The sequence below is a fragment of the Aquimarina litoralis genome, from assembly GCF_039523995.1.
GTDB classification, from domain to species: Bacteria; Bacteroidota; Bacteroidia; order Flavobacteriales; family Flavobacteriaceae; genus Aquimarina; species Aquimarina litoralis.
Genome location: NZ_BAAAGE010000002.1, coordinates 187,022 through 204,987 on the forward strand (window position 1 = coordinate 187,022; position 17,966 = coordinate 204,987).

The following is a 17,966-nucleotide window of genomic DNA, read 5'->3' on the forward strand; positions in this document are numbered from 1 at the left end:
TAATATGGCAAAATTTTACTTTAAGTCTTCTCATAAAGAGGAGCAACAACAATTAGTACCAAAGAAAATTACAGTAGATTTTCTTTTAAATTACTCAAAGGCTTTAAGTGTTATAGATTATAAGAAAATGAAGTTTGAAGCGCTTCTAAATTAAAACTAAACTTTGTAAAAGACCTGTTTCCAAAACAGGTCTTTTATTTTTTATAATACTCGTTAATTACAGATTTTCTTCCAATTGTCTTTGTAATAATATCGTTATCTAGATTCCATCCTCGCGCAGGAGAGTATTCTCGTCCATACCATATGATCTGAAGATGTAGATCATTCCACAATTCTCTTGGGAACAAACGTTTTGCATCTTTTTCGGTTTGAGTAACATTCTTACCATTACTAAAACCCCAACGATACATTAAACGATGTATGTGTGTGTCTATTGGAAATGCTGGTACTCCAAAGGCTTGAGACATTACTACACTGGCTGTTTTATGTCCAACTGCTGGCAATGCTTCCAGTGCTTCAAAACTTTGTGGAACTTCTCCATTGTGTTGGTCAATTAGTATTTGTGATAATCCATGGATACCTTTGGACTTCATTGGACTTAATCCTACAGGTTTGATAATTTCTCTAATTTCTTCCACAGATAACTTTACCATAGTGTAGGGGTTATCAGCACGTTCGAATAGGAGTGGAGTGATTTGGTTAACTCTCACATCAGTACTCTGAGCACTCATTAAAACGGCAATCAGTAAAGTATATGGGTCTTTATGATCTAAGGGAATAGGGATGGTTGGATATAACTCTTTAAGAGTATGTATGGTGAAATCTACTTTTTCCTTTTTAGTCATAACTTATTTTTGTGCTAAAATATGAATATTTGTATGTTTTTAAGAATCTAATAAAAACATAAATTTTTAATAAAATTGTTTCAGAAAAATAATTTTGTTCTAACTTTAACAAAAAAGTTTAAACAAAATTTAATTTTTATAATTAACCATAATAATATGACATCATTAAAAGCGGGAGATAAAGCTCCAAACTTCTCGGCACTAGATCAAGATGGTAATACCATTAGTTTAGAAGATTATAAAGGAAAAAAACTTGTCGTTTTTTTCTACCCTAAAGCGAGCACACCAGGTTGTACTGCCGAAGCTTGTAACTTGAAAGACAATTACCAAACGTTCCAATCTCAAGGGTATGAGATTCTTGGTGTGAGTGCCGATAGTGCAAAAAGACAACAAAATTTCAAAAATAAATATGAATTGCCTTATCCTCTATTAGCTGATGAGGATAAAAAGGTTATCGAAGCTTTTGGTGTTTGGGGACCAAAAAAATTCATGGGCAAAGAATATGATGGTATTCATCGTACTACTTTTGTTATTGATGAAAATGGAGTATTATCTGAAGTAATTACAAAAGTAAAAACCAAAGAACACGCTGCACAGATTTTATAAACTAGATTTAAACTAGACAATACATAATTTTTAAAAGCCATATGTTTCAGACATATGGCTTTTTTCTATTTTTAGATCGAAAAAAGCTACCAAATCATTAAAAAAACACTTACTAGTTAACTCATAACGAATTCTATTTCTTTTCTAACATTTTATTGTAGTAGAAATATTTTTGGATCATGATTTTATCAACCAAAGTTAATTATTGAGAAAAAAATTAAAACCTATGAAAAGAACTTCACTCACTCTAATTATTATTATTATTTATTGTATTAATATTTATGCACAAACATCTAATTCCTTAATAAATAAATCCACTGTATTATTTACACAAGAATCAGCAGCTACTCCTTTTAATTATGATCAATATAAAGCTGATGGTATTTTTTGGGGATTTATGCCAAATGCAAGTATTGAGTCTGATGCGGCAATGAATCAATGGGTTACAAAAGTAGAAAATCGTACTTCAAATGGTAAGTATTATTTTGGTAGAGGAGAATTTGATTGGGGATGGAAATGGATGGTTGATTTTATGGATGATCCAGAATCGTATTGGGCAAAAGATCTTAATGGTAATAATATTCATTGGGGAAATGCTGCGGATAATGGAGGTACATATAATGGTCAGATTCATAGTTGGATGAGCCATCAAGGGCCGGATTTTTTGGAATGGTTAAAATATCAGGTAGATCGAATGACTTTAGCACCTGTAACACATATGATGTTTGATTCACAAACATCTGCTACAAGAACGTTGCATTGGCTAGGAGGAGATTTTTCTGTGCATTCGATGAATGGTTTTAGAGCATATATGAAAGATAAGTACACCACTCAGCAACTTATGAATCAAGGAATTAATAATATTGATAATTTTGATTATCGTCAGTTCCTAATTAATAGAGGATTTACGCTTCAAAGTTATAGAGGTCAAGCAAATAGTATAGAAGGTAATATACCATTATATAAGGATTTTGTTTATTTCCAGCGCCAATCTCTAAATGATACAATGGAAGAGCTATTTGATTATATAGATACAATTAGACCTGGTATCGACATTGGAGCAACTACAAACGTAGTGGAACCTAGAGGGTTTGTTTTCTCCGATCGATTAACATATCTAGCAGGAGAATATGGTCATCCTCATGATCCGGCGACAAGTCCCTCTACAGAGCCGCTATTACATTATAAAGCTGCTGAAGCTCTTGATAAAACTTTAATATATTTTCCATATCCAGATGCATTTCAGGCGTTGTATAATAGAAATTCTCCTAGACAAGCCCGAGCATGGATTGCACAAGCATATGCTACTGGCTCTATTTTTACAATTCCAGGTAGAGTATGGATAGGAGGAAGCAATACTTGGGATACTGGTTGGGAAAATTTTGCAGATTTATACGCATTTGTTCATGATCATAGCGATTTATTTGATGATTATCAGGCAGTGTCGAACGTGGCTCTTGCTTATTCTGTCTACGCTTCTTTATTAGAAGGTGGAATGTCCGGTAGTTCGAATGCACGTCAAACACTTGATTATTTAGTAACAAGAAATATTTCATTTGATCTAAAAATATTCGGGGATCCTGATCAACCTATAAATCCTTCTGCTTCAGAATTATCGCAATATGATGTGGTAGTGCATGATAGTGATATTCAATATTTAACGACAGAGCAAAATGCAACTATTAACTCTAGTGGTACTAATATAGTTTCTATGAATAATTCAGGAGATATACTTGGACTTACCTCATGGAAGATTAATGTTTTAAGTAATAATCAGTGGGTCAATTATTTAATCTCTGCCTTGCCAAGAAAGTCTTCTAATGATCCCGATGCGCCTTATGTGTTGCATTTAGTCAATAGAAAATATGATGCTTCTAATGATGCTGCTCAAGGCCATAGTGATATTTCTGTGCAAATTCCATCTGCTGTTTTCCCAAATGCTATTGTAGGAGCAAAACTTCACATTCCTGGTAAGCAATCTGTGGATCTTTCTGTACAGACAGATAATTCTGGAAATATCACTTTAGATATCGGTACTTTTGATTCCTGTTGGGGTGTGGTAGAATTGGTTCATGATAATACTCTATCTAATGAGGATATTGAGTTTAATGAGGAAATAGTTTCCTTTTATCCAAATCCAGCAAATACTTCTATTTATATTAAAAATTTCAGTTCCTTAGATATTTCATCTGTAGATATTTATGATATGCAAGGAAAGAAAATAATCAGTAAAAAATTAGAATCAAGGGAAATAGACGTGTCTTCTTTAACGAAAGGTGTCTATTTGTTAAAAATAAAGAATAATTCAGGTGATAGGGTGGTTAAAAAATTAATTAAAAATTAACCTTTACAACTTAAAGCCATATTTACTAGACATATGGCTTTCTTTGTTCTAGAAGCGTCAATGTTCCAAGGATCTCCTCGCCAGTAAAACATAAACAGTTTGAAAACGAGAGAAGTTATTTGAATATTCTTTGAATGTTCTGTGAACTTTATGGAGATTTTTACTGATGAGATTTCTATAGATTCCATTATAAAATTGATGAATATTTAAAGTCTAAAAACATTTTCCTATCGAATTATCATCAACTTACTCTGGCGGATCTACATGCCTAAAGTAGGTAAATGTTTTACAGAATGATATTGTAAGGCAGCCTTTATACAGCTTTTGAGCTCTGATTCAGGAATTTTAAAATCTAAAGGGAAAACAATGGCTCTATTTCCTTCAAACTGAAAAGTGTCTTTATAAACTACTCTAAAGGTGGTAACTAGTTTGCTAGTGCATTGAAAATACATTGCATACTGATCGGGTGCGCCTTTTTTCCAATCTATTCGGATGGTACTTCCTTTTTTAGTTAAGAAGCTTGGTTCTCCCCATTTTAGGGTTTCTTCTATATTAGATATTCCTTCTATTTCTTTTGCTGTCTTAATTATCAAGTTTCTAAGGTCCATAATTTTTGGGTGAATATGATTGGGATATGAATCATACACCGATTGTACTTTTGGATTTACCTGAATATTAAATGCGGCCATTTGTTTATAACACTGTTTTATGTTTTAGAGCCTCTAAGTTATGTAAATAATTATTTCATTCTTATAATACTTCCTAAGAATTTGAATGTGATAATTGCGCTAGTTTTACCTGTTTTATGATCTGTGATTTTCAAAATTCAAATAAATTTAGTATTATTGTGATATCAAAATAATATCATTATGAATAAAGAGACTAAAATTAAAGCAACGAATGGATATGTAATGCTTATGGTACTGCTAGTATTTATTGTAGGTACGATAGTAGGTTTGGTAACAATGGATAATCCATTATTTTTAATCTTTATACTACCAATTATATTAATAGTGAAAGGTTTTTTTATAGTCAATCCAAATAGTTCTAAGGTGTTGGTATTGTTTGGAGCTTATAAAGGAACGGTTAGAGATAATGGTTTCTTTTGGGCAAATCCTTTTTTTAGTCGTCAGAAAATTTCATTAAGAGCTAGAAATTTTGATAGTGAACGTGTAAAGGTGAATGATAAAATCGGAAACCCCATCATGATCAATGTAATTTTGGTCTGGCAGGTAGCAGATACTTATAAATCAGCTTTTGATGTAGATAATTATGAAGAGTTTGTAAAGGTTCAAACCGATGCTGCCGTTCGTAAATTGGCGGGATCGTATCCATATGATAATTTCGATGATGAGCAAGCTGAATTTACACTTAGATCGGGTATGGATGAAGTAAATGAAGCTTTAGAAAACGAAGTTACCGAGCGTTTGGCAATTGCTGGTATTAAAGTGATGGAAGCTAGAATTGGATATTTGGCATATGCACCAGAGATTGCAAGTTCTATGTTAAAAAGACAGCAAGCTGTTGCTATTGTAGCAGCTAGAAAGAAAATAGTAGAAGGAGCGGTAGGTATGGTAGAAGATGCGTTGCAAAAATTGTCTACGGATAACATCATAGACTTTGATGATGATAAAAAAGCTTCTATGGTAAGTAATTTAATGGTAGTTTTATGCGGTGATAAAGAAGCTGTTCCGGTAGTAAATGCTGGAACTCTAAATTCTTAATTGTGAGTAAAAGAAAATCATTTGTACTAAGAATAGACCCAGAGATGTTTAAGCAGATCGAAAAATGGGCAGATGATGAATTTCGTAGCGTGAACGGACAGATCGAATGGATGATCAATAAAAGCTTAAAAGAAGCAAAAAGACTACCCAAAAAACGAAAAGATGAAAGTGATGATTCTTAATGAGTTGTCACTTTTTTATGCAAATCCGTTTTGTCTTTTTACTAGCTATATGGTTATGTTTAAAAACTAAATTCTAGAACAACAATTCGCTTATGAAAATAATTGTTGAAATTTGGATTAGAGTTCAAAATTCCATTAACAAATAATTCATTTTGCATCATACCAACTGCCTTTCGTTTTTCTCTATATACTTTTATCAAAGAGTCTGGTTTTTTAATACTAAATAGAGCCTGAATGTATTTTCCGGTAGTGTTAACTGTTAAGCCTGATTCGGAGGCTTTGCTATAAATATCATCCCATAATCCACTTTTATGAAATTCTAAATTTGTTTTATCAGATTGAAAATTAAACTTTTCTGGATGAGTAGGTGGTTTAGAAATTAAGTCCTTTAAATACTGTGTGTAACCTTTTTCAGTGGATAACTTTGGATAAATCTTTTTTAGATTCTTTTCGAAATCAGAAACTAATAAATCCAGAGCTTTTGTTTCTTTAGCTCCCAGGACTTTTTCAAATTCTATAATATTGTCTTTGTTTTGAGAACAACTAAAGGTTGCAATAGAAATAAGAATAAAAATATAGTTTTTCAAGAGAGTATATCGTTCCTTGTATGTTGCGTTTGCTTCCCGAAGGGAGCATATGCAATATACAAATTGTTAGGTGCTTTTTATTTTATCGTTCACTAATTCGGTTGCAGTTTTAGCAAAGGATTTAGTAATCAGTTTCAATTCTTTTTTTTCCAGTTGGTCAGTTATTTGATGATAATCTTTCAAAAAATCCTCTACAACATCTTTATTAAACATCCCCAATACTCTTCCGAAATCCTTCTGAGAAACTTCTCCAATTTTGCTAATAACATTATTCAATCTGTTTTCAGTTACATAGGTTAAAATGGCTTCTTGAAGCTTAACCACTTTATCAGAAAGTTCATCTTCCAATTTTATGGATTTATGATATTTTTTGTTTTCAGACCATTTCTCATTCTTATTCTTAAGAATAACTCGAACACCATTATTGAAATGTCTTGTTTTTGTTGGTTTAATAACTACTCCCTCGACAATGTTTGGAACTAATTCAGGAAGATTGAATTCCTTAGGTAACGTTGAATTAAAATCGTTAGGATAATTCATGCATTCGTTGATATTTCCTCTAAACACAGTTTTAGCGTGAAGCAAATTTTGTTTTTCAAAATGTTCATTAGACACATCAACATTTAGATAGATTTCTGAATTGATTAAGATATCAAAAGCGTAAAAGTGATTTTTAGGGCTATAAAATATTCCTTTTTGAACCATTATTGATTTTTTATCACTTTCAACTTCTTTATGAGGATAATCTCCACCAATTATTTCTCCGAAAATTGTTAGTTGTTTTAAGTCCTCAAATTCACTTTTTAAGTCTAACCAAATGTTTTTAAGCTTAGGTTCTATTCGTTTTAGAATCAAATCATGATTATAGAATTTTTCATCATTAGATATTTGGTCAGTCCTTTTTGCAGAAAAAAAGTCTTCCCCATTTGTTGTCCAGTAACTTAGATTGGCTCCATGAACTTTCTCTTGAACAATAAACTCATCATCCCAAAATCCATGACCTTTAATTCTATCTAAAAATTCGTCACGGTATGTGTTTTCTATGGAAGTATATTTTTTAAACATTTATTTCTTCTAATTGCATCTAACTTTATTATATGTATCATTATGCACTTAATTGTTACTCTTATTTTTCAATTTTATTCTTATACTTGATGTTTTAGAGGTTCTATAGTATTTAAGAATTTTTCTTCTTTTTTCTCTTCGGTTTTGGATCAGGTAGTTCTTTAATGGTAATGCTCACTAGTTCACTTAACCAATCCGAATCCTCTATTTTTTCTTCGATCAAGAAACTTGGTTTAGCTCCAGGATAGGGAGGAGCCTCCACTACATTTTTAATAAAATCTCTTCCTGATGTAGTAGGTTTTATAAATAGTTTATTATCACAAATAAGACCAAACATTTTACCGTCAGCATATACTCCATATTCTCCAAACATCTTTTTTGCAGTTATTTCTCCAGTATTTTTGATTTGTCCTACTACAAAATCTACAAAGTTTTGATCAGAAGCCATTTTTTTATTTTTTAGATTTGAAGATTTTTTCGAAAGCGTTATAGACTGCTAAATGTAATGCATCTCCATGATTTTGCTTTTCGAAAAATTCGTAGTACAATTCGGTATTATCGTTCTGTAGTAATTGTAATTTGTCATATAATTCTTTAGCAACTTTTTTCATAATTTCCCCTTCTTCACCAACAGCAATATAAATTGATTTTTCAGAGTTATAAGGCGTAGGAACATATGTAAGTAACGATTCATCATCCCACCATAAACTAGGACTTGTAATGATATAGTTATCGAAAAGATTAGGTTTTTTAAATAAAATTTCTGTTGCCAAAAGTCCGCCTAAGGATTGTCCTATGATAGTTTTAGTAGTAGTTGTCTTGTATTTTTTCTCTATGAAGGGTTGTAATTCTTTTTCAATAAAATTGATAAAATTTTCTGATCCACCTGTAGTAGGAAAATCCTCTTTGTCTTTTTTATTATTAGTAGGATAGGTAAAATCTCTTTTTCTATCTACATTGGCTATACCAACTACAATAGATTCTGGGATCATGCGAATCCAGGAGAATGAACCAAATTGTACGAGACCTGATATATGAATAAAATCTTCATCTATAGAACCATCTAATAGATAAATTACAGGATACGTTTTTATAGAATCTTTAGAGTATTTATGAGGTAAATAAATATTCAGTACTCTTTTTTCTTTTAGAATTTTTGATTGAAATTCGATTTTTTCTCCAATTGAAAGTGGAGTAGTAGTATGCTTATTTTGAGCTAAAACTATATTGCTAAGGAGGCAGCATATGAATGTTATAAAAATATTTTGAATCTTCATTTGTGCTTTATTTCTGTAAATTGATGTAACTAGGTTTTAGGTGTTTTCTTATTTCATTTAGGTTTTTTATTTCATATTTATTTGAAATCTCAGTATTTCGATTAATTTTTAAGTAATTCCACTTCATGTTTTTAGCACCTATGATATCAGACTTAAGCGAATCACCAATCATGAGTATTTCAGAAGCTTTGTTCTTTGTGATTTTTTCAACCTCCTGAAAAATTTCTTTATTCGGTTTTAAAATACCATAATCACAGGAGAAAATTACCTTCTCAAAATATTGATTCAGATTGTTTGTGAAAAATGGTTCCTTGTATGGTGAGGCTAAATTGGAAATTAAAAATAACCTATAATCATTTTTTAGATCTTCGAGAACTCCAAAAGTCTCTTTGTACACATGTATTGAATTTAATTCTTGTTCAAGAATAGAAAAATTTTGACTATATAAAAAACTAAAATCCTCAGGTAACATATTTTTTAAGTTACCAATATCGTTTTTCATTATACATTGGAGATATGCTGAAATCTTTAACCCAAAACCATTTTTTGACTTTTTAAAAAGCTGTAGAAAGAAATGATTTTGTTGTGTAATTTCGATCAAAGTATTATATAAATCAAAGACGATGATTTTGGTGTTATTCATTTTTTTGTTAGGTATAAAAACAAATAGCCACCTCAAAAGGTAGCTATTTGTTGTTTTCTATGAATAGAAATTCATTTGATCATCAATATAATTAAACGGTCTCTGTTTCTTTATATCCGAAGAAATTATTCTCCTTAATCATTTCTGGAATAAGTTCTGGTAGTTGTTCTTCCCAACCAGATTCTCCGTCTTGTATCTTTTGTAAAACTTCTCTAGAGAAAATATCCATAATCGTAGGATCATAGTCCACAATATCTTGCAGTTTACCATTATATTTAAAGAACTTGTATAATTCCTTCATTCTTGGATGTACTTTCAGATTTTCACTGGTTGTAAGCTCTCCTGTCTTTGGATTTTTAAGAGGGTAGAGGTATACTTTCAGATCCTTAAAGAACAATTTTCCAAAAGCTTCCAAAATACCACCACTTAAGTGTCGATAATATTTTTCGTCAAAAATATCTACTAGATTATTTACCCCCATAGATAAAGCCATTCGCTCTTTGGTATAATTGGAGAAATATTCTACAACTTTATAATATTCCTGGAAGTTGGAGATCATTACAGTTTGTCCTAATGAACATAACAACCTGGCTCTAGACATAAAATCTTCTTCATCGATTTCTCCTTCTGCTCTTAGGTTAGAAAGTGTAATTTCAAAAATCTCTATGGTTTTATTCTTATTTACCTTATTCTCATTAAGAAACATGTTTAATGATTTCTTGTAAATATCCATGTTTACTTTGGTCACTGGTCTAAAACTACCACGAAGTGCGAGAATGTTCTTTTTGTATAATACAGCTGCTGGTAAAACGTTATTACCATCAGGACCAAACATTACAGCTTCAGTCATTCCATTTTTAACCAATTGTAAACTCATCAATCGGTTATCTACTTTCTTAAATCTCGGACCAGAGAAATTAATGGTATCAATTTCGATTTGATCTTTATCTAAATGATCGTATAAATATCGAAGTAATTTTTTTGGATTATCATACTTGTAGTAGGCTCCGTAAATTAAATTTACTCCTAATATACCAAGTGTCATCTGTTGTAACTTGGCATCATTTTCATGAAAACGAATATGAAGAATAATCTCATTATAATCTTCATCTGGTTTCGTTTGATATCTGATACCTACCCATCCATGACCTTTATATTTTTTTGCAAAGTCAATAGTAGCAACAGTATTGGCGTAACTAAAAAATAATTTGTTTGGATGTTTTTCTCTGCTGATACGTTGTTCGACTAATTTTACTTCGTGCTTCAGCATTTTCTTTAACCGTGCTTCTGTCACATATCGTTTATCATCTTCGATTCCGTAGATAGCATCACTAAAGTCTTTGTCATAAGCACTCATGGCTTTCGCGATAGTACCTGAAGCACCACCAGCTCTAAAGAAATTTCGTACAGTTTCTTGTCCGGCACCAATCTCAGCGAAGGTGCCATATATATTGGCATTTAAATTAATTCGTAAGGCTTTACTTTTAATTGAAGGGACAGACTCAAATTCTTTGTCTCCCATAATCGTAATAGGCATAGCAAAATGGGCTTTTTTTGTTTAACGTAAAGTTACTAATAGATTAAGGATTATTAAAAAAAAGTGAACGTAATTTTTCGCATTTTATAATTGATATAAATAATAACTGTAGAAATGAATTACTTTTGGCGCAAAAAAATTATAAGTACATTTGCTTGTACGCATAGTTAAATATGGAAATTACATTTCTTGGAACCGGAACATCACAAGGAATTCCAATCATAGGAAGCACACATCCTGTTTGTTTAAGTGAAGATCAAAAAGATAAAAGATTACGAGTATCTGTACTTGTCTCTTGGGATAAATATCAGTATGTAATTGATTGTGGTCCTGATTTTAGACAACAGATGCTAGCCAATAAGGTAACACGAATTGATGGAATTCTTTTTACACACGAACATGCAGACCATACCATGGGAATGGATGATATACGTCCATTCTTTTTTAGACAAGGTGATATTCCAGTATATGCGCATAAACGAGTATTAGAAGCTTTAAGAGAAAGATTTAGTTATATATTTTCTTCAGAAAATAAATATCCAGGAGCACCCAGTGTTATAGAAAATGAACTAACTAACCAACCATTTTCACTGGGTAACCTGGATGTGATGCCCATTGATCTTATGCATAATAGATTGCAAGTTTTTGGATTTAGATTTAAAGATTTTGCTTATCTAACAGATATGAAAACGATCGAGAAAGAAGAAACCGAAAAATTAAAAGGAGTAAAGGTGTTAGTGGTCAATGCACTTCGAATAGAACCACATCATTCTCATTTTAATTTAGACGAAGCTTTGGCATTTATAGAAGAAGTAAAGCCCGAGAGAGCATATCTCACACATATTAGCCATATGTTAGGCTTTCATGAAGAAGTACAAAAACAACTCCCCAAAAATGTATTTTTGGCGTACGATAATTTAAAAATTACCATTTAATATGCGAAGTAGAATATTTCTATACCTATTTATTTTTTCTGTCTTGTTCGTTTTATTTCAGTTCATGAATGCGAAAAAAGCCAAAGAATCTTACGATGGTAAGATTGAGAATCTAATGGCCACAATAGCAGAAAAGGATAAAGAAATTGAAACTAAAAATCTAGAAAGAGATTCGTTGATAGATCGTGTTTTAGAACTTACTTATTTTTCTTTGGAAAGTGATGAAGAAGCAATCAATTATTTCGAAGAACAAGGTTATGATGCAGAAAAACTGGAATTAACGATTAGTGACCAAATTATAGCTCAAAACAAAGCTGGAGCTGATAATCCAATAGTTCCTTATGCAGGAATGGAAGGAAACATGGCAATTAATAAGGTGCGATTGTTAAATCATAAATGGATTATCGCAGATTTTACCGATGGAGTGTATTGGGGTCAATTATTTATTATTTACGATGTACGTAAGGATGGAGTAGTGGATTTTGAAGTAGCACAATCCTTTTTATATCCTAGAAGCCAATAAGAAACAAAAAGAAAATTACAAATAGAAAAAGACCTGTTCATAATAAACAGGTCTTTTTTGGTTTTAGCAAGTTGGTTAATACATTAGATTTATTTTTTTACAAGTTTTTTCTTAATGAATTCGCCATCCACTTCTATAATGGCAAAGTAAATTCCTGTAGCTATTGTAGCACCTCCGTCGGATAATGCATCCCAGGTATATTCAAAACCATTCTCATTAATATTAGAAGTATTGTCCACTTTTTTCACAAGATTTCCTGCTACATCATAAATATCAATCGCTACAGATTTGATGTCATTTTTTGCATACTCAAAAGTTACCTTATTCGTAAAAGTATTTGGGTATGCTTTAAAATCATCATTTTGAAGTCTTGAGGTAGTATTTTCTTTCGTATACCACGGCATTCCTAATCGTTGATCTAACCATAGCAAGATAAACTCATTATCATCTGGTAATCCTTCGCCCACATGTCTTCCTACACTAAATGGATAGTTGTTGTCATTTAATACTCCAATAAGGAAGGGATTAAATACTACTACACTCTCTATAGTAACAAATGGGAAAGCAAAATCTCTTCCAATTCCTACATCACCAGGTAATCCTGGCTCAGAAATTCTTCTTGGGTCTCTTATTTTTAATAGATCAACGTTTAATCTCTTTTGTACTAAAGTAGAATCCTGATCTAATTCGATTTCATAGATGGCTTTAAAACCTTCTAAATCTCCTTGAGAACCATCTCTTTCAATGATTAACCCTCTTGTTCCACTAAACATTATGAAATCACCAATAGCAGTTGCTCTTTCGTTCAGCGGATATTCATATTTGTTATTTGTGTATGATTTACTAGCAAGATCAAATTCGTGAATCAATAAGTTATTAGATTCGCTACCTTCTAATGGTTTTTCTAATAATGGTAGTAATTTTGTATTGTCAGTGGTTAAAGCCATTCCCTCAAAACCACCACTTTGTTTTACATTAAAAGGTGTATCTAATTTTGTTACTCTATATGGCCAGTACATTCCTGCTAACCAAGGAGTGTTTTCACCATTTTGATCCTGAAGATTTGTTCCATCACCGGCATCTCCTACTTTTGGAAAATCACCAAATAAACAAACCGTTCTAATAGAAGGATATTGCTTTTGAGAGATCAGTAAAGTTCTAAAGTCAAAACTTTGAATATCTGCACGATCCTCTAAATTGTTGGCTACGATAATATCTGCGATCGCTTGTGTAAAGGTTTCTGGATCTACAGTTCTTTCTGCGAATACATCTCCACGATCATCTACATCAGTTCTCGGGTTTATTTTTGTTTCTATGTTGAAACGAACTTTAGACGCGTTTTTCCATCGTCTAGTAGCATCTGGTGTTGATGCTCCAGCACCATTTTTATAATACTCCACATAAAACTCAACAAAATCAAATAGTTGTTGTAAAGAAGGCATGATATAAGGATCGATAAATCCTCTTTCATTAGCAAAAGCTACAGATACAGGAGATAAGGCTAGATCATTTGTTTGTACAGGTCTACCAGCTAATATTTTGTCTGCAATAAAAGTATTTTGAATTTCAGCTATCGTAAGATCTTTTACCAATACTTCATCCTCAAATTCATAAGGGGTTCCATCTGCTTTTCTTGTTTTTACAGCTTCGATATGTGGATCATGATCCAAAACAGGAACTTTGTCTAAGGTAATTCCGCAATCCGTTTCTAAAGTAGGCATTAAGTGATCTAATGCAGCTTCCATAGAAGGTAAGGTGTTTTCAGGGCGTAAGTTTCTAGCTCCACGATGTCCTTGAGCATCGAAAAGATTTACATCGATAAGTCCTTCTTCATCTAAATAGTCCGAACGCCCATCTTGGTTTTTATCAAAATTTTGAACTGCTTCTAATAATAAGTCAGGACGATCCGAAATGATACCTTGCAGATCTAGATCTAATAGTCGATTCATGTTCTCAGAATCATTAACAGTATAAACTACCACAGGGTGTCCTGCTCTGTTTAAAGAAGAAACATTAAACAATTCGCTAGAAGCCTCTGATAATCCGTTTGTAGGAGTGGTTCTACTTCCTACCAATGTATTTGTATCATTATCATCTAACATTACAAACCATGGAGACATTACTGGTGCTTTACTGCCATTTGCTTGTGCATGTGAACGCATTGCATTCATAATTCTAATAGCACTAGCTTCTTCGCTAAAAGGATTTTGCGGAGCTCTTAATTCTTTGCCAGGATTGTCTAAATCAGGTAGTGTATAAGGTGCATCTAATAAGACACCATTCTTATCAAAATGTAGTAAGAATGGGCCAAACTCATCACCAATCCAGTAGTCACCATTAGCTGTTCTCTGAATAGATTCGATATCAAAATCAGCACCTGTAAGTATTCTCTCATTACTGAAGTGGTTGGTAATAGCAAAAGGAATCAATCCATTAGGATCTCTTAGTTCGATAAAATCAAGCACTTGGATATCTCCTTCACCTCTTCCAAAGAACGTTTCAAATCTAGGTCTAATTTTGTATAAACGTAAGTTATAGTCCGCAGAGTTTTCAATGCTACCAAAACCATTATCAGACATTGCAGTGAATGTTCCGTCGAAGTTATTTATTACAGCAGAGAAACCCTGAATCGGTTGTTTACCTATAAATGGAAGTTCTTGTAGGTTGATTGGACCATTTCCAATAAATAAACCAGAAGTTGGTCCTTCAGAAAAGCTAGACGCGTCTAATACTGCTCGCGAGAATAATAGATCTCCAAAATTTCTGAATGATCTACCTTTACCTTTGGCATAAACCTCTTTACCATAATGATTGTCTTTTGGAAGATCAAAGGATGGTTTGGTTTCATCTTTTTGTTTTTGTGCAAAAGTTGAAGAAGAGAAAAGTAAGCCTAAACAAGCTGAAACACATAGTGTTTTCTTGAATCTACTTACCATAGAGTAAGAATGATTTTTCATGTGTGATACGATTAAGATTAAATTGGTTATTAATACTCTAAAAGTATAGTTTCGGTATTACCAAAATGTTTAGTGTATCTCAAGAAATGTTTAGCTTAAGGTTAGGTGTTTTATATTACTGTATAAGTGTATGAATACGCTTACGTTTAAGGAACCGCTTGTCTATTGGTATAACGAAAACGTTGTAGTAGTCTGTTGTGATTTTTGTTGCGTTTTTTGAATTTCGATGAAAATTTAATAATTCGATCAGAGCGTTTGTTGTTATATCCCTATTGTAAAGGGATTCTGCTATATTTGACTCTTATCTATTGTCGAAAACTCTATACCAAATGAATTCAAGATTATTTTCTATTTTGCTCTTAGGAGTGTTTACCTTTTTATCACTTTCTTGTAAATATAATTATAGTAATGCCATTTCTAATTATAGTACTTATAAAAAAGATGGTTTTATAGAAATTCCTAGAGATAATGGAAAATATATTATCAAACTATATTCGAATAAAATTGTAGAGACTTCTTTTATACCTACTGGTGAAACCTATAATGCATCATCTCATGCAGTAATTCTGAAAAATGGAATAGAAGCCAATGTAACTGAAACGGATGAACTAATCACTTATGGAGTTGCAAATGGAATTAGTGTACTCATCTCAAAAGAACCTTTTCATATATCTTATTTGTACAATGACAAAGAGCTTATTTCTGAAAAAGATGGGTACGTAAAAACAGATACTACAGAGATCTTAAATTTTAATTTAGATAAAGAAGAAGTGATTTACGGAGCTGGATCTCGAGTAGTTGGGATGAATAGAAGAGGAAATCGATTACAACTGTATAATCGAGCGCATTATGGTTATGAGACCCGTTCTGAATTGATGAATTATACCATGCCACTTGTTTTATCATCAAAAAAATATGCTGTTCATTTTGATAATGCACCGATTGGATTTCTTGATATCGATAGCAAGAAAGATAATACACTAAGTTATGAAACGATAAATGGGAGAAAAACATATCAGGTAGTTGCAGGAGATGATTGGAAAGACTTAATGGATCAATATACAGACTTAACAGGAAAACAACCGCTACCACCTAGATGGGCTTTTGGAAATTTTGCCAGTCGTTTTGGATACCATTCTGAAAGAGAAACAAAAGAAACAATTGCTAAGTTTAAAAAGGATTCTATTCCTGTGGATGCAGTTATTTTGGATATCTATTGGTTTGGTAAAGATATTAAAGGTCATATGGGAAATCTTGAGTTTTTAAAAGATTCATTTCCTAATCCAAAACAAATGATTAATGATTTCAAAGATCAAGGAGTCAAAACGATATTAATTACAGAGCCATTTATATTATCAACTTCTAAAAAGTGGGAAGAAGCAGTAGCTGAAAAAGTGTTGGGAAAAGATTCTATTGGAAACCCTTTTACTTATGATTTTTACTTTGGAAATACTGGAATTGTAGATATTTATGATCAAAAGGGAAAAGATTGGTTTTGGAATATTTATAAAACCTATACCAAAGATTATAATATTGCTGGTTGGTGGGGAGATTTAGGTGAGCCCGAAGTGCATCCATCTGCTTTATTACATGCTACAGGATCTGCAGATGAAGTACATAATATATATGGTCATGATTGGGCAAGATTGGTTCAGGAAGGATATCAAAAGGATTTTCCTAATCAACGTCCTTTTATCTTAATGCGTGCTGGGTATTCTGGCTCTCAAAGATTTGGAATGATCCCTTGGTCTGGAGACGTCAGTAGAAGTTGGGGAGGTTTGCAACCGCAAACAGAGATTGCATTATCCATGGCTATTCAAGGATTAGGATATATGCATTCTGATTTAGGAGGATTTGCGGGAGGTGAAAAGTTTGATCCCGAATTATATACACGTTGGTTACAGTACGGAGTTTTTCAGCCAATTTATAGACCGCATGCTCAGGAACATATAGCACCAGAGCCTGTTTTTCATGATACAAAAACGAAAGAGTTAGCTAAGCAAAGTATCGAACTCAGATATCAAATGCTTCCTTATAATTATACATTGGCATTTGAAAATAACCAAAAAGGAATACCGTTAATGAGACCTTTATTCTTTGAGGATACGGATACTAAAGAATTACAAACAGTTTCTAATACATATTTGTGGGGAGATAATTTTTTAGTTTCGCCAGTTGTAAAACCTGGAGTTGCTTCTAAAGATGTGTATTTTCCTAAAACAGCAAACTGGTTTGATTTTTATACGGGGAAGAAATATGAAGGAGGAAGATATATTACAGTGGAGACTAAAGAAAACCACATACCAGTTTTTGTAAGAGGAGGAGCATTTATTCCTATGGTTGCTACCCTACAAAACACAGAATCTTATAACACAAAAGAGTTGACTTTACATTATTATTATGATGCAACTGTTAAAAAGAGCAGTGATATTTTATATGATGATGATGGAAGTACACCGAATGCCTATGAAAAAGGTAAATATGAACTTTTAACTTTTGAAAGTTCTACTACTGATGCCATACTTTCAATGAACTTTACTGCAGAAACAGGAGCTAATTTTGAAAAAACTAAAAGAAGCGTCTCTTTAGTGATTCATAATATCTCAAAAGCTCCAGAATCTATTCTTATTGGAGATCGAGCTACAGAATTTGATTGGAATGAAGAAAAGGGTTTAATAACTATAGAATTTGAATGGAATTCAAATCTTGATCAAAATTTAAAAATACAATTTTAGTTAGTT

Annotated in this window: 17 protein-coding genes; 8 read left to right on the top strand and 9 right to left on the bottom strand. The window is 32.2% G+C overall.

The annotated features are described in order from the left end of the window. The first annotated feature begins 4 nt into the window (after positions 1-4). Positions 5-154, top strand: a complete 150-nt coding sequence (locus ABD077_RS09765; protein WP_343912137.1) for a hypothetical protein — start codon at positions 5-7, stop codon at positions 152-154. 40 nt (positions 155-194) lie between these two features. Here ABD077_RS09765 and ABD077_RS09770 read toward each other — a convergent pair whose 3' ends face one another. Beyond that, a complete protein-coding gene (locus tag ABD077_RS09770) occupies positions 195-845 on the bottom strand; it encodes an endonuclease III domain-containing protein (protein WP_343912138.1) in 651 nt (216 codons plus the stop codon). Between the two features lie 156 nt (positions 846-1,001). Here ABD077_RS09770 and bcp point away from each other — a divergent pair, with 156 nt between their 5' ends. Further along, positions 1,002-1,451 carry a thioredoxin-dependent thiol peroxidase gene (gene bcp / locus ABD077_RS09775; RefSeq protein WP_343912139.1) on the top strand — a complete coding sequence of 150 codons (450 nt, stop codon included), beginning with the start codon at positions 1,002-1,004 and terminating at the stop codon, positions 1,449-1,451. A gap of 226 nt (positions 1,452-1,677) precedes the next feature. Next, positions 1,678-3,795: a T9SS type A sorting domain-containing protein gene (locus ABD077_RS09780; protein ID WP_343912140.1), complete on the top strand. Its 2,118-nt coding sequence runs from the start codon at positions 1,678-1,680 to the stop codon at positions 3,793-3,795. A gap of 260 nt (positions 3,796-4,055) precedes the next feature. Here ABD077_RS09780 and ABD077_RS09785 read toward each other — a convergent pair whose 3' ends face one another. After that, positions 4,056-4,484 (bottom strand): DUF1801 domain-containing protein, encoded by a 429-nt coding sequence (locus ABD077_RS09785; RefSeq protein ID WP_343912141.1) that lies wholly within the window; start codon positions 4,482-4,484, stop codon positions 4,056-4,058. A gap of 180 nt (positions 4,485-4,664) precedes the next feature. On the opposite strand from ABD077_RS09785, the gene ABD077_RS09790 reads away from it, so the two are divergent. Further along, complete coding sequence (locus ABD077_RS09790; RefSeq protein WP_343912142.1) at positions 4,665-5,519, top strand: SPFH domain-containing protein; 855 nt, start codon at positions 4,665-4,667, stop codon at positions 5,517-5,519. A 2-nt stretch (positions 5,520-5,521) separates the two neighbouring features. Then, a complete protein-coding gene (locus tag ABD077_RS09795) occupies positions 5,522-5,701 on the top strand; it encodes a type II toxin-antitoxin system antitoxin (RefSeq protein WP_219007515.1) in 180 nt (59 codons plus the stop codon). Positions 5,702-5,760: 59 nt separating this feature from the next. On the opposite strand, the gene ABD077_RS09800 is transcribed toward ABD077_RS09795, so the two are convergent. The 6 genes from ABD077_RS09800 to ABD077_RS09825 form a co-directional block, all read right to left on the bottom strand. Then, positions 5,761-6,288 carry a hypothetical protein gene (locus tag ABD077_RS09800; RefSeq protein WP_343912143.1) on the bottom strand — a complete coding sequence of 176 codons (528 nt, stop codon included), beginning with the start codon at positions 6,286-6,288 and terminating at the stop codon, positions 5,761-5,763. A 66-nt stretch (positions 6,289-6,354) separates the two neighbouring features. Next, positions 6,355-7,353, bottom strand: coding sequence for an RNA ligase, Rnl2 family (locus tag ABD077_RS09805; RefSeq protein WP_343912144.1), 999 nt, complete (start codon positions 7,351-7,353; stop codon positions 6,355-6,357). A 112-nt stretch (positions 7,354-7,465) separates the two neighbouring features. Continuing rightward, a complete protein-coding gene (locus ABD077_RS09810; RefSeq protein ID WP_343912145.1) occupies positions 7,466-7,801 on the bottom strand; it encodes a TfoX/Sxy family protein in 336 nt (111 codons plus the stop codon). A gap of 4 nt (positions 7,802-7,805) precedes the next feature. Continuing rightward, positions 7,806-8,630: an alpha/beta hydrolase gene (locus tag ABD077_RS09815; RefSeq protein ID WP_343912146.1), complete on the bottom strand. Its 825-nt coding sequence runs from the start codon at positions 8,628-8,630 to the stop codon at positions 7,806-7,808. A gap of 7 nt (positions 8,631-8,637) precedes the next feature. Beyond that, positions 8,638-9,273: an HAD family hydrolase gene (locus tag ABD077_RS09820; RefSeq protein WP_299895972.1), complete on the bottom strand. Its 636-nt coding sequence runs from the start codon at positions 9,271-9,273 to the stop codon at positions 8,638-8,640. A 91-nt stretch (positions 9,274-9,364) separates the two neighbouring features. Next, positions 9,365-10,810, bottom strand: coding sequence for a TonB-dependent receptor (locus tag ABD077_RS09825; protein ID WP_299602159.1), 1,446 nt, complete (start codon positions 10,808-10,810; stop codon positions 9,365-9,367). A gap of 173 nt (positions 10,811-10,983) precedes the next feature. Between ABD077_RS09825 and ABD077_RS09830 the strand changes: the two genes are divergently transcribed. Together ABD077_RS09830 and ABD077_RS09835 are read left to right on the top strand one after the other, a co-directional pair. Then, on the top strand, positions 10,984-11,745 hold the full coding sequence (locus ABD077_RS09830) for an MBL fold metallo-hydrolase (RefSeq protein WP_299602157.1): 762 nt from the start codon (positions 10,984-10,986) through the stop codon (positions 11,743-11,745). A gap of 64 nt (positions 11,746-11,809) precedes the next feature. Beyond that, positions 11,810-12,268, top strand: coding sequence for a hypothetical protein (locus ABD077_RS09835; RefSeq protein WP_343912147.1), 459 nt, complete (start codon positions 11,810-11,812; stop codon positions 12,266-12,268). A gap of 89 nt (positions 12,269-12,357) precedes the next feature. Here ABD077_RS09835 and ABD077_RS09840 read toward each other — a convergent pair whose 3' ends face one another. Continuing rightward, a complete protein-coding gene (locus ABD077_RS09840) occupies positions 12,358-15,225 on the bottom strand; it encodes an esterase-like activity of phytase family protein (protein ID WP_343912148.1) in 2,868 nt (955 codons plus the stop codon). 329 nt (positions 15,226-15,554) lie between these two features. Between ABD077_RS09840 and ABD077_RS09845 the strand changes: the two genes are divergently transcribed. Beyond that, entirely contained in the window at positions 15,555-17,960 is a 2,406-nt protein-coding gene (locus tag ABD077_RS09845; RefSeq protein ID WP_343912149.1) for a glycoside hydrolase family 31 protein, read from the top strand. Positions 17,961-17,966 lie beyond the last annotated feature (6 nt).

What these genes read in the sequence shown, in the direction of transcription:
- ABD077_RS09810 (WP_343912145.1), bottom strand. Translation starts at nt 7,801, where the DNA reads ATGGCTTCTGATCAAAACTTTGTAGATTTTGTAGTAGGACAAATCAAA.
- ABD077_RS09825 (WP_299602159.1), bottom strand. Translation starts at nt 10,810, where the DNA reads ATGCCTATTACGATTATGGGAGACAAAGAATTTGAGTCTGTCCCTTCA.
- ABD077_RS09835 (WP_343912147.1), top strand. Translation starts at nt 11,810, where the DNA reads ATGAATGCGAAAAAAGCCAAAGAATCTTACGATGGTAAGATTGAGAAT.
- ABD077_RS09765 (WP_343912137.1), top strand. Translation starts at nt 5, where the DNA reads ATGGCAAAATTTTACTTTAAGTCTTCTCATAAAGAGGAGCAACAACAA.
- bcp (WP_343912139.1), top strand. Translation starts at nt 1,002, where the DNA reads ATGACATCATTAAAAGCGGGAGATAAAGCTCCAAACTTCTCGGCACTA.
- ABD077_RS09790 (WP_343912142.1), top strand. Translation starts at nt 4,665, where the DNA reads ATGAATAAAGAGACTAAAATTAAAGCAACGAATGGATATGTAATGCTT.
- ABD077_RS09770 (WP_343912138.1), bottom strand. Translation starts at nt 845, where the DNA reads ATGACTAAAAAGGAAAAAGTAGATTTCACCATACATACTCTTAAAGAG.
- ABD077_RS09780 (WP_343912140.1), top strand. Translation starts at nt 1,678, where the DNA reads ATGAAAAGAACTTCACTCACTCTAATTATTATTATTATTTATTGTATT.
- ABD077_RS09830 (WP_299602157.1), top strand. Translation starts at nt 10,984, where the DNA reads ATGGAAATTACATTTCTTGGAACCGGAACATCACAAGGAATTCCAATC.
- ABD077_RS09805 (WP_343912144.1), bottom strand. Translation starts at nt 7,353, where the DNA reads ATGTTTAAAAAATATACTTCCATAGAAAACACATACCGTGACGAATTT.
- ABD077_RS09815 (WP_343912146.1), bottom strand. Translation starts at nt 8,630, where the DNA reads ATGAAGATTCAAAATATTTTTATAACATTCATATGCTGCCTCCTTAGC.
- ABD077_RS09820 (WP_299895972.1), bottom strand. Translation starts at nt 9,273, where the DNA reads ATGAATAACACCAAAATCATCGTCTTTGATTTATATAATACTTTGATC.
- ABD077_RS09840 (WP_343912148.1), bottom strand. Translation starts at nt 15,225, where the DNA reads ATGAAAAATCATTCTTACTCTATGGTAAGTAGATTCAAGAAAACACTA.
- ABD077_RS09785 (WP_343912141.1), bottom strand. Translation starts at nt 4,484, where the DNA reads ATGGCCGCATTTAATATTCAGGTAAATCCAAAAGTACAATCGGTGTAT.
- ABD077_RS09845 (WP_343912149.1), top strand. Translation starts at nt 15,555, where the DNA reads ATGAATTCAAGATTATTTTCTATTTTGCTCTTAGGAGTGTTTACCTTT.